This window comes from Psychrosphaera sp. HA2-10, assembly GCF_055693745.1.
Genome location: NZ_CM146341.1, coordinates 2703549 through 2719682 on the forward strand (window position 1 = coordinate 2703549; position 16134 = coordinate 2719682).

The following is a 16134-nucleotide window of genomic DNA, read 5'->3' on the forward strand; positions in this document are numbered from 1 at the left end:
TATGGATATTGTTAATACGTTAAGGACCAACAAAGCAATGCAACGCGCTGTTATCGAAGCAGTGTGTCTAGTCGCACTGCTTGTATTGTTTTATCTCGATACCGTAGTCGATATGGTTCATTTATGGATGAACTCGGAAACCTATAGTCACGGTTTGTTTATCGTGCCTCTCACCGCAGTACTGATCTTTTCGCGACTGCAACGTAAACCTTTAAAAGTTAATGCATCACAGCCTCTAGCGGCGTTAGGTATTCTATTTTTTAGTGCCTGTTGGTTAATCAGCGAACTCGCGCAAATAAACTTACTCGCACAACTAAGCTTAGTGGCCATTATACCTTTTGTTGTGTGGGCTCTTTATGGATTTAAAGCGCTGTGGCAACTAAAAAGTGCATTGCTGTTTTTATTTTTAGCGGTACCGGTAGGTGATTTTCTTATCCCTCATTTGCAACAAATTACTGCCGTATTATCCATTGCCATGATTGAATTTGTGGGAATTCCCGTTTACAGCGACGGGCTTTATATTTCCATTCCAGCGGGTAATTTTCTTGTTGCCGAGGCGTGCAGTGGTATCCGCTTTCTAATTTCATCTATTACCATCGCTATTTTTTATGCCCTGCTTTATATCGACAGCTATAAACGCCGTTTAGTCATGATATCGGCAGGTATTTTTGTGCCGATACTCGCAAATGGTATGCGAGTTTTCCTAATCATCGTTATTGCACATTTAGGCAATATTGAAGCTGCAACAGGGTTTGATCATATCGTTTACGGGTGGGTATTTTTTAGCTTTGTAATGATCATGCTCATTTGGCTTGGTAATGCCTTGTCAGACCAAATAGAACCGGTTTCTGCTGATGAAGAACAAAACGCTAAAGCAGAAAACAAAAACACTACTACCGACTCACCAAGAAATATTGGCGTCGCTTACCTTGTGGTGGCGATAGCGTTAGCCATTGCACCGCTGAGTGCTAACCTGATTAAACAAGCGCAACCTGATGTTGCTGTTGCAAGTAAACTCAGTGAGCACGTATCAAAAATAAATGACTTGTATAAACAACCAATGACACCTTGGGCGGTTTACTTTCCTAACGCGGATAGTATCGAATTAAATACATGGTCAAACAACCAAGCGGTAACAACATACAAAGTACTGTTTGCAACAGAAGCCGATGACAAAGAACTGATAAACTTCGAAAACCGATTATTTAATCCAGACCGCTGGTCAATCAAATCGAAAAAAATGAAACCTATCACAATAGGTGAGCAAATAATTGAAGTGCAATACACTCAAATTGTTAGCTTAGTTGGTAAAAAACGAAATATTCTAATGGTTTATAAAACCGATGGATTTGTGTCAGCGAACACGTGGAAAATCAAAGGTCAGCAAGTCATCAATAAATTGTTGCAAACCGACTTTGGAGGACAAGCGTTAATCATGTCAGCGGATCAGGCCGATGTCAGCCAAGAACAATTAGAATTGTTATTTGGCCAATTTATTCAACAGGAACAATAGCCATGTTAGTGTCAGCCGTCATATTGTCATTTAACTCTGTTAACACCTTGCCACGTTGCTTAGACTCCTTGTTAGAGGCTTATCGCCAGTATGAACAGGGCTCTGAAATATTTATCGTCGACAACGGCAGCCAAGATGGCAGTGTTGAATTATTAAAGCAGTACCAAGCACAACATCCAGATATTATTAAACCCATATTTTTTAAAGAAAATACCGGCACGACTTTTTCAAGAAACAGTGCAATAAAAGAATCTACCGGCGACTTTGTTTTAGTTTTAGACTCAGACGCTTACATTACGCCAACTTGTCTTGACGCCTTGCTAAGCTATAGCCAGAAAAACCCTGAATGTGGCATTGTGGTCCCTAAACTGACTTACGCTAGCGGTAACTTCCAACTATCTTGTGATGTATTCCCAACACTTTTACAAAAAGCCAAACGCTTTTTATTCTTAAAAAACATGGAAGCCAACGAACACCCGCTTAGCAAAGTTACGGCCCCTGTTGATGTAGATTATGCCATATCGGCGTGTTGGCTGATTAGCCGAGAGTGTGTCGAGAAAACCGGCTTATTAGACGAAAAAATCTTTTACTCACCAGAAGACGTAGATTACTGCATTAGAGTATGGAAAACGGGTTTTAAGATCACTTACTTGCCACACACTCAAATGATCCATGACGCACAAGAGCTCTCTCGAGGTTTTAAACTCAGCAAGTTTCACTTTTCTCACTTAGGTGGTTTGTTTTACCTATTTAAAAAGCATCGTTACTTTTGGGGTTTAAGCGGGCTGTATAAAAAAATGGCTAGGCACAGCTAACCATGTGCGGATTTGTTGCCATCATTAGTCCTTTATTGGAAAAAAACACGGATTTGTTGCTAAAGGAAATGACGGCGACGTTAGATCATCGTGGCCCCGATGACCGTGGATATTTTATTAATAACCATAAAACCGTCGGATTCGGCCATACCCGCTTATCAATTATCGATATCGACAATGGTCATCAACCTTTAATTAAAAATGATGTCGCTTTGGTCTACAACGGTGAAATTTACAATCACAATGAACTTAGAGCATCGTTGATAGAGCTCGGCCATGAGTTTAACTCAAAATGCGATACCGAAGTACTATTGCACGCCTGGTTGGAATGGGGCGAAGCTTGTATAGACAAGTTTAACGGCATGTTTTCCTTTGCGATTTACGACCAAACGAGTAATAGCGTGTTTTTTGCGCGTGACCGACTTGGTATTAAACCACTGTATTGGTCACAGCTACCCGACGGCACAGTATTATTAGGCTCAGAACTCAAAGCCTTACTTGCTTATCCCGGTATCGAAAAACAATATTCACTGTCTGCTGTGCATGACTACTTCTCGTTGGGATATGTACCAGAGCCTTATACTATTTATCAAGGTATTAACAAACTGGCTGCGGGTCATAAAGTCACCATCGAGCTTAACAATATTAACGTAAACCCAGTGGAATATTGGGACTGTCTAAATAACATCAATACCAATGAAACGAGCACGAGTGCGCAAGAGCTCAACAACGGCCAGATGCTGTTAAGCGATGCCATTAACAAGCGAACCATTGCAGATGTTCCTGTGGGCGCGTTTTTATCTGGTGGCGTCGACTCGTCGATTATCGTCAGTGAAATGAATAAAAACCAAAACGTATCGACCTACTCCATGGGCTTTGACCGAAGAGAATATGATGAGTCAGCACAAGCAGAAACTGTCGCAACCTATTTAAAAACAAATCATATTGGCATTAGCGTATCGTGTAACACCTTTGATTACTTGCCCGAACTAATCGCCATGTTCGACGAACCCTTTGCCGACAATTCAGCCATTCCCACTTACTTGCTAACCAAACAAGCAAAAAAACAAGTAACGGTTATGCTCAGTGGCGACGGCGCCGACGAGCTTTTTCTTGGTTACCGTAATTACCGATTATTGCGCCTAGAAAACAAAATCAAACAATTGTTACCAAAATCCATCGGTAAACCTGTGTTTGCATTTTTAGCTAATGTTTACCCGGCAATGCCTTGGGCACCACAATTTTTAAGAGCGCAATCAACATTAGCAGCCTTAAATAACGATTTTGTGACTAATTTCCATCAAGCCATGAGCATTAATCCTCCCGAAGTTTTAGCACAAATATTTACGCCAGAATTCACGGCGTCATTAAAGGGTTATAGCTCAAAAGCGCATTTCGAAAAATATGCGAGTAAAGTAACGAATAAAGACGTTATCAAAAAAGCGCAATACATTGATTTTAAGACCTATTTGCCGGGCAACATTCTTACTAAAGTTGACCGCACTACAATGGCCAATAGTATCGAAGCGCGAGTGCCGTTTTTAGATCATCGTTTAGTGGAACAATGGTTACCAAAATCAAGCGAGCAAAACATCAAAGGCCGAAAAGCCAAGCTACTGCTGCGTCAAATCGCTAGCCATTTATTACCTAGCTGGGTAACAGGGCGAAGCAAAAAAAGCTTTACCTCGCCCATGGATGAATGGTTTAGAATGATGACCAAGTCCGAGCTCAAAAAGCGCATGCAATTAGACGTTTTAAAATCGAGCAATTGGTTTAATATGGACGGTATTGAGCAACTCATAGACTCGCATTATTCAGGCAAGCAGAACATTGGCATGACACTTTGGTCTCTCACAGTATTTGCCGAATTTTTGAAAGCCAACTTAATAAATAAAGAATCGTAAAATAATGAAAATTTTATACCACCATCGCATTGCTTCAAAAGACGGTCAGTTTGTTCACGTAGAAGAACTCACCAACGCACTTTTAGAGCAAGGTCATGAACTCAAGTTTGTGGCGCCACAAGTAAACGAACAGTCTGACTTTGGTCACGACGGTGGATTTGTAAGTAAATTAAAAACCGCACTGCCCGCCTTTATCTATGAATTATTAGAACTTACTTATAGCTTATGGGTTTTCATTAAACTCGCCGTGGCGATAAAACAATTTAAGCCTGAGTTTATTTACGAACGTTACAATCTTTATCAGCCAGCCGGCATTTGGGCATCCAAACTTTTTAAAGTACCGCTTATTTTAGAAATTAATGCGCCGCTTGTTGAAGAACGCAGCCGTTACAGTGGTTTGTCATTAAAGTGGCTGGCAAAAAAAGTAGAAAACTATACATGGCGTGGTGCTGATCATTGTTTACCAGTAACCGACGTTTTGGCGGATCATTTGCGCGATGCCGGTGTAGCTGAGAGCAAAATTACCGTAGTACATAACGGCGTACGTCAGCCATTTATTGACGAAATGCTCGCCTCGCCTATTGATTTAGAAAAAGACAACATAGTGATTGGCTTTACCGGCTTTATCAATCCTTGGCATGGAATGGACAAAGCCATTGAAGCCATTGCCGAGCATAAACACTTACCGTTAAAACTAGTGTGCATTGGTGATGGTGCTATTTTGCCAGAGCTAAAACAACAAGCTGCCGACTTAGGCATTGCCGACAAAGTTGAATTTAAAGGCTTAGTGACCCGCGACAAGGTACTGGATTTTGTAAAACAGTTTGATATCTCGTTGCAGCCAGACGTGACCGCCTACGCCTCGCCATTAAAAATGTTTGAATACATGGCCGTTGGCTCACTGATTATTGCACCACGAACACCCAACATAGAAGAAATACTCAGCGACAACACCGCCGTATTTTTTGAAAAAGGCAACCAGCAATCCTTTAAGGCCAGCCTTAACGAAGCCATAGAAAACTACGTAAACTACAAACACAAACGCGAAGCCGTAAAGCAAAGCGTCATCGACAAAGGGTTTGTATGGCATGAGAATTCAAAGCGTGTGGTGGCTATTGGGCAAGCGCTGATAAACAAAAACGCTAGGGACTAATACCATGATGAACAATAATAAAAACGTAATTTTAGTCGAGTTTAACGAACTCGTTCCTCACCTAGTTGATAAGTTTATGGCTGAAGGTCATTTACCTAATTTCAAAAGGCTCGCCGAAAAATCACAATGCTTTGTTACTGATGCTGCACAAGAAGGTGAAGCCCTAAACCCTTGGATTCAATGGGTTACGGTTCATACTGGTATGACACCTGAAGAACACAAAGTTTACCGTTTAAATGAAGCAGACAAGTGCAAGGGCCACTATATTTGGGATACGTTGTCTGAAAAAGGCGAATCTAGTCTTATATTCGGCAGTATGAATGGTTATATTACAGAGTCGTTTAAAGGTACTTACTTACCGGACCCTTGGGATACCTTAACTGAGCCTTCTGATAACTTAAAAAATTACGCTGAGTTTATAAAAGCTTATGTACAAGGTAATCCAGCGAAAAGCAAAGTCTCTGCACCTCAATTTTTGTCATTCATGATTCAAAATGGTTTGTCATTTAAAACATGCCTCAAAATCGCAAAGCAGTTAATTATCGAAAAACTAGACTCTAAGAAAAAGTGGCGCCGTGCTGGTTTACTTGACTGGATTCAACTTGATGTATTTAGACACCTTTACAAAAAAGAGAAACCAGCGTTTGCGACAATCTTCTCTAATAGCACAGCCCATATTCAGCACACTCTTTGGAAAGAGTCTTTTCCTAACGAGTTTGGTGAAAACTCAGTTAAAACAATGGCTGATAATCCTATGCTTTTCTCTTATAAAAACCACGATAAAATATTAGGTGATATACTCAAGCTTGCTGATGAAAATACTGAAATCGCTTTATGTACGGCATTGAGTCAGCAACCATATACTAAAAACGTTAAGTGTTTTTATCATATCAATGACTTTAATAAACTAAAAACTACATTAGCGATTCCAGGTAATCCCAAATATATTCCAGTTATGGCCGAGCAATTTCATATTCGATTTAATAACAAGGAGGACGTTGAGGCAGCATTTGAGCATTTATCTCAATTTGAAATGTTAAACTCAAGCTACTTCTATGAAGGTTCGAACAAAATATTCTCAATGACCATTGATGAGAACACCCTCCATATTAAAAATCGCTGTTCAACAGAAGTAGAACAAGAAGCGATATTTAAGAGCGTATTAACAGAACAAACATTCTCCTTTTATGATTTATTCTACAAAATGGATGATCAAAAGACAGGTATCCATCACCCTCATGGGATTTTCTGGATCACGGATTCTGATATAAACCAAAGTGACTCGAATATAATTCCACTTGAAAGCGTTTATCCGCAAGTTTTGAGATTAGTGAACTAATAATTTAAGGAGTTACCTTGTGAAATACTTTATAACTATAGTTTTAATTGTTTCTAGTTTTATAGTCTACCAATGGCTAGAGGTGCAGCCAGTTTCACTTTGCAAAACAAGCGAAACATCCACGCCTTACTGTAAGTACAAAGGAAAAGTAGACAAAATCTATCTAAATGAAAAAGGGCTAGCTTTGATTTTCTTGAAAAAACAATTTGACTTAAAAAGTGCCAATGAATTTGGATACAAAACCAGTAACAGCAAAGCCATGTCTTTGAATATTGATACAAACAAAATGGATAGAGAAATGTTTAATTTGCTTACTGTCGCATTTGATGAAGACCTTACTGTAGAGTTTCATGCTAGATCTGTTGAAAAAGGCTTTATGAAAATAGATAGAGTCTGGGTAACTAAGTAAGCCTCAATATGTCATTAACTGTAATCGCTTTTTTAGGTGCGTATTTTGGTTGTTTACTTAAAGCCTTCACTTCTAAGCCTATTTGGGGGCTTTACGCCTATCTAATTGCCTTCTATGCACACCCAATGGCTAGGTGGTGGGGAGCAAGCCTGCCTGATTTGCGCTGGTCTCTACTAGCTGCATTAGTGACGCTATTAGCTTTAGCTATGCATAAGAAAGATGAAAACAGTAACTGGTTCGAATTTAAAGAGACTAAACTATATTCGATATTTGTACTTTTCTTATTTATACAATATATATGGGTATTAAACGGAGCTTTACATTCTATTTACGTCCAATTGGCCGTAAAATATTTAATTCTCATCTTTCTAATTCAAGGCTGTATTAAAACTAAGCAAGAAGTTATTGGTTTTATTGTAGCAAATGTATGTGGTGCATTGTACTTCGCCTATTTGGGTTCGTCATACCCAGGAGGTCGATTAGAAGGAATCGGTGGACCTAGTATTGAATCATCAAATGGCTTGGGGCAGCATCTGTCAATATTATTAGTCTTTGCTTCATATTTGCTGTTTATAAGAATTGGTAAGTGGAAAATAGCGTTAGTCTTAGCAATAATTTTCATACTAAATACTATTATGCTTACTCAAAGTCGAGGAGCAGTCGTTGCATTAATTTTGACAGGTTTGGTTGCTCTATATTTTATACCTCGGGGTTATAAAAAGCACTTTATAATGCTCGCTGGATTAGGAGCTGTCGCCTTTTCTATTTTAATAGGCCCTCAAATTCTAGAGAGATTTAAAGGTGTAGAAGCCGACGCTGACGGACAAATAAAAGACAAAAGTGCTGGTACTCGTATCGTCGTAATAAAAGCACAGTATGAAATGTGGAAAGAAAATCCTATTTTAGGGCAAGGACACAGAACAACGTTAATTTTAAGCCCATATTTTATTCCACAAGAGTATATGACCACTGTTAAAAATGGCCAACAAGCTGTTTCTCGCCGAGCATCTCATAACTTCATTATGGGGGTGCTAACTGACCATGGCATTGTAGGTTTAGGCATCTATATAATGATCGTGATAACTATTGCAAAACACCTGTTCAGATTAAAAATGCATACAAAACACAATGCAGACTCTGATCTAATAGTGATACAAACAGGTCTTTGCTTAGCCTTTTTATGCTATTTATTTGCTGGGTTATTTTCCAACAACAAAATTTATGAAATTGCAGTTTGGTTAATCGCAATTATCCCAATCGTCGACAAATTAATGGGCAATTCAAGAATGGAACCTAAAGATGTTAATTAATGCAAGAGAGCTTAAAAAGCCTATTAATCTAAAAACAAATATTTGCATTTTAGGAGGTGGAGTCGCAGGCATTACGTTAGCAAACGAACTTAAAGAGCATTTTGATGACGTCGTATTGCTTGAAGCTGGCGGAAGACAATATGAACAGAGTATTCAAAAATATTATGATGCGCACACTGTACCTAAAAACTATCCAGATCCCACAAATTCCAGATTGCGTTTCTTAGGCGGCGCAAGTAATCACTGGGCAAACAATACGTCTCCTTTCTCCCCCATTGACTTTGAAAAAAGAAGTTGGGTGCCCAATAGCGGTTGGCCAATTACATTTGATGACTTAAAACCTTTTTATATAAAAGCTGCAACATATTGCCAAACAGGAATCGATAGTTACGAACCTGACTATTGGCTTCCTAAACTAAATAAACACAAGCTCTTTCATGGAGCTCAGCATACTGAACTTGCAATAGCAAAGGCATCTGTACCACCAACAAGATTTTTTGATAGTCATGGCCAAGCTTTAATTGATAGTAAAAATGTAAGCGTTTATACCTATGCAAGTATCAAAGACATAGAGTTTGACAACAATACTAATAGAGTTATATCTACTACATTTACTTCATATAATGGGATAGAACATAAAATTAGTGCTGAATTATTTATTATGTGCTTTGGAGGTCTTGAAAACGCTCGAATGTTGCTTCACTTCAATGAAAAGAATGGTAACAAATTGGGAAACAAATATGACAATGTAGGTCGATATTTTATGGATCACCCTACAATGAATGCAGCTCAAGTATTTAGCGATCATGACAAATTCAATAAAATGGGCATGATGGATAAAAATCGATTCATCGTTGCGTTTTGCCAACTAAATGAACAAAGCCTCAGGGAAAATGAAACCATTAACTTAAGAATGCCTTTTTCCCCTGCAAATGAATACCAAATGTCTGACGGTATATCGTCGTTTCATATATTGAAAGAAGCTATAGCTAATGGAGAGTTACCTGACGCCTTTGGTACTCATATTTCAAATTTCATCTCAGATGCGGATATGGTTTTAGAAGCTATTTCGCGAAAGGAATTTGATACTTCATTATTTGAATCCTCAAATACAAATGTTGGTTATCAAATACCAATGATGATTGAGCAGACCCCGCATAGAAGTAATAGAGTAAAATTATCGAAGCGAAAAGATGAATTTGGAATTCCAAAGTTATCAATCGAATGGGAAATGAAACAAATAGATAAAGACTTTATCTGGAAGTCCTTATCATTATTTGGTCAAGACTTAGGAGCGCTTTCATTAGGCAGACTTAGGCTATTAAAGGAACGAACATCTCGGTTATTTGGAAATCAAATGGGGTTTGGCCATCATCACATGGGGACTACGCGAATGAGCGATAACGAAGCAGATGGTGTTGTTGACTCTAACCAAAAAGTATTTGGAACCAGTAATTTATTCATAGCGGGTTCAAGTGTATTTCCAACTGGAAGCCATATACCTCCAACGTTAACTATCACTGCGCTTTCAATTCGCTTAGCATCTCATTTAAAGGAAGCTAAATTATGATAAATCTCTCTCGTCGTAAATTTATTCACCAAAATGGAATCCTAGCAATTGCGGCTTCTGTGCCTAGCCTGTTCAGTTTCAAATCTGTCAATTCATTAAGTTCCCCGGTTCCCAAAGAATTCGCAACTATAAGAAATGAATGGGATTTAACTTTTAATAGCACTCCGCAGCAATATATAGAAAGTATACCTGCCAAGTATTTTGATGATGCCGATTCATTTAAGAAGTTAACTTCGATCGAATTTAGAAATGGCCACTATATTGAGGTCAACGGATTGATGCTAAGCTTCTCAGAGGCTGCGTCAATAGCTATTTTAGTAGACTCTCAACTCACATGACGAATACCAAGGCAACTACATTTAGCCGGTTGTTATCCGGTGGCATTTTAAGAACGCTAACGCTGCTAATCACTATTGTGATTAGCTTCTTCATGATGCCATTTATGGTTGAGCACCTTGGCGATAAGACTTACGGCCTATGGGTTTTAATTGGTTCCTTAATGGGTTATTACATGGTGGTAGATTTTGGGCTGCTTTCTGCAACTCAGCGCTACCTTGCCAGGCACCTTAAAGAGACCGTGAGACTTAATGCCGTTATCAATACCGCCTTTTATCTGCTATCAATACTAAGTGTTATTGCTGTTCTGCTCACATTTGCTTTTTGGCACATTTCTCCTTTTTTAGTATCTGAATCTAATGTTGTTCCAACGATGCAGATGTTGGTCGTCATTATGGGAGCAAAGACCGTACTTACATTGCCACTCATGGTGTTTAATGGGATGTTAAGTGCAAAACTTAGGTTTGATATTGCATCTTATATAGAAATCGGTAAAAACATTCTAAGAACCGCTCTAATGATTGGGTATTTACTCAATGATTACGGGATAATATCACTTGCATTAATCACGTTAATCTCCGAGTTATTGGCTTTCTTCTTTATTACTATTTGTGCAATTAAAATCTATCCCGAAGCATCTTATGGCACTCGATATATCGATAAAACACTCGCTAAAGATCTATTTAAATTTGGGAAATATACGTTTATTGGTGAAACCAGCAACCTGCTAAAGTTCAAAGTCGATGATATCGTGATTGCAAAATATATTGGGCTAGCGAGTGTCACAACATATGCAATTGCTTTCAGTCTATTTAACTATGCTGGCCAGTTCATAAATAGTTTGCTAGGTGGGTTAGTCACAGTATTTACCACGAGCATTAATGATGGGCCCGAAGTTCTCCGAAAGCGGTTTTTAGTTTTTACTGAAATTTGTGCCCTCGTTGCTACTTATTTCACCCTATTCATGCTGTTAGCCGGTAAGTCGTTTATTATCCTTTGGATGGGAAGTGAATACAGCGAAAGCTTTACAATACTGGCCATTTTTTGCTTAATACTATTAATCAACTCATCAACACGGGCCTGTGTTCCATTATTTTATGCTTTAACAAAACACAAAAGACTGGCCTATTGGAACCTCATAGAGGGAGCAATTAACTTAACGATAAGTATCGCTCTAGTACAAAATTACGGAATCATCGGTGTAGCACTTGGAACATTAATTCCGGCGGTCTTTTTTAGGTTAATTTTACAAGTAAATTACGCATGTAAACTCATCGACCTTAATATTACACAATATTGGCGAGTCATAATTAAACACTGGTTAATGGGTGGTGCATTTTATCTCTTGTTTACTTTTATAGATTTGTCGTCTGCTATGGAAAGTTATATTGGATTAATAACCATCTGTGCAGGTCTCTCAGCTGTTTACATCCTGATCGTTTGCCGTTACTTTTTGTCAGATACCGTCAAAGAAATTCTAGTTAATAACTTATCAGCTAAAATTCCTCCACGTATTTTAGCCATCGTTTTCAAGAAGACTGTTGAAAAAAGAGGCACTGTATAATGAAGTTTTCAATTGTTATTCCAGTTTTTAACGGTGAGTCTGTCATCAAAAAAGCGATAAAAAGCGTTGCCCAACAGACTTTTTCTAATTTTGAGTTAATCTTAGTTAATGACGGTTCTACAGATAACTCTGAGCAAATTATTAACGAGTACTGTAAACAAATTCCAGATTTAAACTGGCAGCAAATTATTTCTAGAAACCGAGGCCGAAGCCACGCAAGAAACTTAGGTATTAAAGCCGCACAAGGACAATTCGTTTGTTTTCTCGATGCTGATGACGCCTTTAGTTCAGATCATTTAGAAGAATTTCATAAAGCAACGGAACGTTACCCAAATAATAGCTGTTTCTTCGCGGATAGTCAGATTAAAACAACGGATAAGTCATGGGCTCGATATAATAACTTTTTAGAAAGGATGTTAGGTAGAGGTACGTTTTGGAAACAAGAAGACGATTACATCATATTTGATGAATGTTTAGCTGAATACTTAGTAGAAGGTAGTCTAATTCCAATGTGCTCTACTGCTATCAGCCGTGAAGTGTTAATCGACGAACAAATGTTTAATGAGGCGTTTAGTTCATCAGAAGATTTTGACCTTTGGTTTCGCCTGTCTCTACAACATCGATTTATTGCGATTAACAAGCCTTTGTCTATCGTTTATCATCACGATGACAATACTAGTCATCCTAAACAAAAGTACGATAATTTATCGAAACAGCTCGTCGTGACTCAATCATTAATAGAAAAAGAGGGTTTGGCACCTAGATTACAATTTCTTTTAAAACAGAAAGAACATACACTTTTTCATGACCTGCTTTATCACTCAAGTGTTCGTTCAATTAATAGCGTGTTATCAGCGATAAAAAATCATCGACACTTAATTAGTCAACATAAAGTTGATGCGTTAAAGTCATTGATTAGAGCCATTATTAAAAGGAGATAATATGACCATATTTGTAGGAATGATCTCACTCGATGATAATACTATCAGCACTTCCTCATCTGAGCATTTAAGGCAGTCATCTTTAGCGTCGTTAGAATTACACTCTTTTACAGAAGAAGCAGTCTATTCGAATTTTGTTATATACCAATATGATATTGGGGTTTTTGAAAAACAATTCGAGAATAATTGCGATGACTTTGTCAGCGCTTTAGCGGGCCAGCCAATTTTTAATCATCCTAATGCAGATACCCAATCAGACTTCTCGTATCTTGCCCAACACAAAGATTCTGTGCCAGATTTGCTAACAAATGCGCGTGGCACGTTTGCGGGTGTGTTCCATGATATTAAACAAAATAAAACGTTTTTATTTACTGATAAAGTGGGTGTTCGCCCCATTTTTTATATGACCCGTTTAGGACGCCTCTACTTTAGTTCTAATTTTTCAGTCCTTAAACATCTCTTTTTCGATGAGTTAACCCTTTGCGCCGATGGTATAAAAGAATACTTAACTCTTGGTTATTCTTTAGATGACAAAACGGCTTTTAACGAAATCAAACGCCTTAAGGCTAGCCACTTACTTGAAATTAACAATACAATTAACAGTGTTGAGTATTGGGATTGGTCAATAATTAACACAGAAAGTGTGGACGACGATTTTTATCAACACCTGTTTGATACTTTTCAAGAGTCTGTTCAGCTTAGAACATTTGATAAAGAACACGCTTATTCCTTTTTAAGTGGAGGTTTAGATTCACGCGCGGTGACAAGTTCTCTCATCATGCAAGGTAAAACACTAACTTCATTCAATTTTCAAACGGCTTACTGTCAAGACACAGAATATTCAAAACTATATGCTGAAAAAGCAGGCATAGACTTAAAACCAATAATTGTACCTCAAGAGGATTTTCATGGTTGGTCACGTTTAATAGCTAAGAATATAAAAAAAGTAGAGAATAAACATAAGGGCCAATACGTTTGGTCAGGAGATGGTGGTACGCCAATAGGTGGTGTTTTTCTTAATACAGGTACTATAAATGCTTTCAATGACAGTATTAAAAAAGCAGTTGAAGTTTTTTTAACTAGCAACAATAAAGTCTTACTAGCCAATTACTTTGCTGGCCCTTTAACGGTTGAGCATTCCGCAGAATTAATTGACAACATCTGTTCAACCTTTAAACATTTTCCTAATGAAAGAGCCAAAGCGTTGTTTTACTTCTTACTAGTAAATGGGCAAGCAAGAACGTTACAGACTCACTTTGAGACAATTCATTCAAATAAAATTGAAATGGCCTTACCGTTTTTTGATAGCGAATTCATAACCAGTGTTTTTAAAATTCCAATGGAACAACTTACTTATCACAATGCTTATATGAAGTGGTTTGACTATTTCCCAGAGTTTACAAGACAAACCCCTTGGCAAACTTACCCAGGCCACGTGCCCTGCCCAGTAGAATATGAGAGTGAGTTTGTTGATCAGTGGGAAATGAATAAAAAGAATAATGTATTCAACTTACAAGAGTCTTTGGCTATTCTAAAAATTCTTCGCTATCCATCATCAAAAAATGTAAATAAAACAAAACTTTGTTTAAAAGCCTTTTTACACTTTGTAGGTTTGCAAAATAATAAATATTTGGTGAGGTATAATAAGGCATTAATAGACTTACTACAGACAGATCACATAAGATAGCGTTAAGTGGATATACTGCTGGATTTCAGATGGAGATTGTAAGTTTAAAAGTATTCTTTTAACGACACAGTTTAATATTCGCTTGAATGTATTGCTTTAATACTATTTATATAAAGGAACATTATGATCAACTGGAAAGGAAAAAAATATTATTTACATATTTTTCTGTCTATCGTTTCTAGAGTAATGAGTAAAAGAAGTAATATAATATTTTACGCCCCATCTATACATCATTCTGTACATCTGCAACCGGTTATTGAGCGCTTCAATAAGTTAAGTTATAGCAACCTTTTTATCGTTGGACCGTTTAGTAGTGATAAAAATAATACGGTATATGATTGTCTTGACGACCTACCAATATATAAGCATTATGATTTATTTATATCAACAGAATTTGTTTTTCCACCATGGTGGGTTAGAACAAAAACTATCTTTTTTGGACATGGTATTGGGCCAAAGTTAGGCTATCAAGGAGGTGATGCACTTGATAAATTTGACTATTGCTTTTCGCCTTGTAAGCCTATTTATAAATTACAATTAGAAAAAGGCGTTAAAGTAAAAAAAATCGGTTTACCAATTTTAGATACGCCTCCAAATACTTCATGTAACGACGTGTATAGAGCATTTTCCTTGCTCCAACATTTACCTTATATTGTATATGCTCCTAGTTGGAATAATAATGCAGACTTAATTTCTGATATAAGACTAATTATCGAACGATTAAGTACCTTAAAAAATTATAATATTATCATTAGTCCTCATCCAAATTTGTTAAAACCAGAATTGTGTAATGGGATTAATTACTTTAGCAATTGTAATTTACCTATCAATAAACCATCCAATAAGCTGTCAACCCTTGACATATGTTTTAACGCAGAAGGAGTCATTAGTGATATAAGTTCAATACTCTTTGAGTCAATTGCGCTTAAAAAGAAGGTCTACTTTGATGGGTATGACAATGTATATCACGCATCTGCTGCTTCGAGTATATTAAAAGATGTTAAACTTGCCATCCCTACAATACAATGGGAAAAAGATGTTGAAAAACAGATTTTTAATAATTACAACCTAGAACGTAGCCAGATTTTTATAGAGACATATTTGTTCAACAGAGGCTATGCAGGACTGGCCTTTTATAATGCGGTAAAGGAAATAATAGAGAATGACTAGAATATTGACGTGTGGAACATTCGATGTATTTCATATCGGGCATTTAAGAATGCTTAACAGAGCAAAAGAACTTGGCGATGAGTTATATGTGGGAGTTTCAAGTGATGAACTCAACTTCTCAAAAAAGAATAGATATCCTATATATACTGAAGACCAAAGAATAGAAATTATTTCGAGCCTCAAAAGCGTGTCATTTACATTTGTCGAAGAATCTTTAGAAGCAAAGAAAGAATATATCTTAAAGTATAATATCGATCTGTTTGTCATTGGTGACGATTGGGCTGGTAAATTTGATTACCTTAACTCTGTATGTGATGTGGTATATTTAAAGCGGACACCTTCTATTTCAACGACTGAGTTAATTGAAATAATAAAAGAATTATAGGTATGACTTTTGTTTGTGCTTAGTTCATTGTGTAGAGC

At 37.4% G+C, this 16134-nt stretch carries 14 protein-coding genes; all 14 read left to right on the forward strand.

The genetic code is table 11. From position 1 onward, the window contains the following. Window position 1: 1 nt before the first annotated feature. Window positions 2–1513, forward strand: coding sequence for an exosortase A (xrtA, locus tag ACZ1GV_RS12295; protein ID WP_472674411.1), 1512 nt, complete (start codon window positions 2–4; stop codon window positions 1511–1513). A gap of 2 nt (window positions 1514–1515) precedes the next feature. Further along, entirely contained in the window at window positions 1516–2328 is an 813-nt protein-coding gene (locus ACZ1GV_RS12300) for a glycosyltransferase family 2 protein (RefSeq protein ID WP_472674412.1), read from the forward strand. 2 nt (window positions 2329–2330) lie between these two features. After that, window positions 2331–4232 carry an asparagine synthase (glutamine-hydrolyzing) gene (gene asnB / locus ACZ1GV_RS12305; protein ID WP_472674413.1) on the forward strand — a complete coding sequence of 634 codons (1902 nt, stop codon included), beginning with the start codon at window positions 2331–2333 and terminating at the stop codon, window positions 4230–4232. 4 nt (window positions 4233–4236) lie between these two features. Further along, the gene (locus ACZ1GV_RS12310; protein WP_472674414.1) at window positions 4237–5385 is read left to right on the forward strand and encodes a glycosyltransferase family 4 protein; all 1149 of its coding nucleotides are present in this window, start codon (window positions 4237–4239) and stop codon (window positions 5383–5385) included. A 4-nt stretch (window positions 5386–5389) separates the two neighbouring features. Beyond that, on the forward strand, window positions 5390–6724 hold the full coding sequence (locus ACZ1GV_RS12315; RefSeq protein WP_472674415.1) for an alkaline phosphatase family protein: 1335 nt from the start codon (window positions 5390–5392) through the stop codon (window positions 6722–6724). Between the two features lie 19 nt (window positions 6725–6743). After that, window positions 6744–7133, forward strand: a complete 390-nt coding sequence (locus ACZ1GV_RS12320; protein WP_472674416.1) for a hypothetical protein — start codon at window positions 6744–6746, stop codon at window positions 7131–7133. Window positions 7134–7141: 8 nt separating this feature from the next. Continuing rightward, window positions 7142–8443, forward strand: a complete 1302-nt coding sequence (locus tag ACZ1GV_RS12325; RefSeq protein WP_472674417.1) for an O-antigen ligase family protein — start codon at window positions 7142–7144, stop codon at window positions 8441–8443. Next, window positions 8433–10013 (forward strand): GMC oxidoreductase, encoded by a 1581-nt coding sequence (locus ACZ1GV_RS12330; RefSeq protein ID WP_472674418.1) that lies wholly within the window; start codon window positions 8433–8435, stop codon window positions 10011–10013. The genes ACZ1GV_RS12325 and ACZ1GV_RS12330 overlap by 11 nt, the downstream gene beginning before the upstream one ends. Further along, window positions 10010–10351, forward strand: coding sequence for a hypothetical protein (locus ACZ1GV_RS12335; RefSeq protein ID WP_472674419.1), 342 nt, complete (start codon window positions 10010–10012; stop codon window positions 10349–10351). The genes ACZ1GV_RS12330 and ACZ1GV_RS12335 overlap by 4 nt, the downstream gene beginning before the upstream one ends. Beyond that, window positions 10348–11913, forward strand: coding sequence for an oligosaccharide flippase family protein (locus tag ACZ1GV_RS12340; protein WP_472674420.1), 1566 nt, complete (start codon window positions 10348–10350; stop codon window positions 11911–11913). Before ACZ1GV_RS12335 ends, ACZ1GV_RS12340 begins: the two co-directional genes overlap by 4 nt. Next, window positions 11913–12854, forward strand: a complete 942-nt coding sequence (locus ACZ1GV_RS12345) for a glycosyltransferase family 2 protein (RefSeq protein WP_472674421.1) — start codon at window positions 11913–11915, stop codon at window positions 12852–12854. The genes ACZ1GV_RS12340 and ACZ1GV_RS12345 overlap by 1 nt, the downstream gene beginning before the upstream one ends. A gap of 1 nt (window position 12855) precedes the next feature. Beyond that, window positions 12856–14541, forward strand: a complete 1686-nt coding sequence (locus ACZ1GV_RS12350) for an asparagine synthase-related protein (RefSeq protein WP_472674422.1) — start codon at window positions 12856–12858, stop codon at window positions 14539–14541. 123 nt (window positions 14542–14664) lie between these two features. Next, on the forward strand, window positions 14665–15711 hold the full coding sequence (locus ACZ1GV_RS12355; protein ID WP_472674423.1) for a hypothetical protein: 1047 nt from the start codon (window positions 14665–14667) through the stop codon (window positions 15709–15711). Beyond that, on the forward strand, window positions 15704–16096 hold the full coding sequence (locus ACZ1GV_RS12360; RefSeq protein WP_472674424.1) for an FAD synthase family protein: 393 nt from the start codon (window positions 15704–15706) through the stop codon (window positions 16094–16096). Before ACZ1GV_RS12355 ends, ACZ1GV_RS12360 begins: the two co-directional genes overlap by 8 nt. The last annotated feature ends 38 nt before the right edge of the window (window positions 16097–16134 follow it).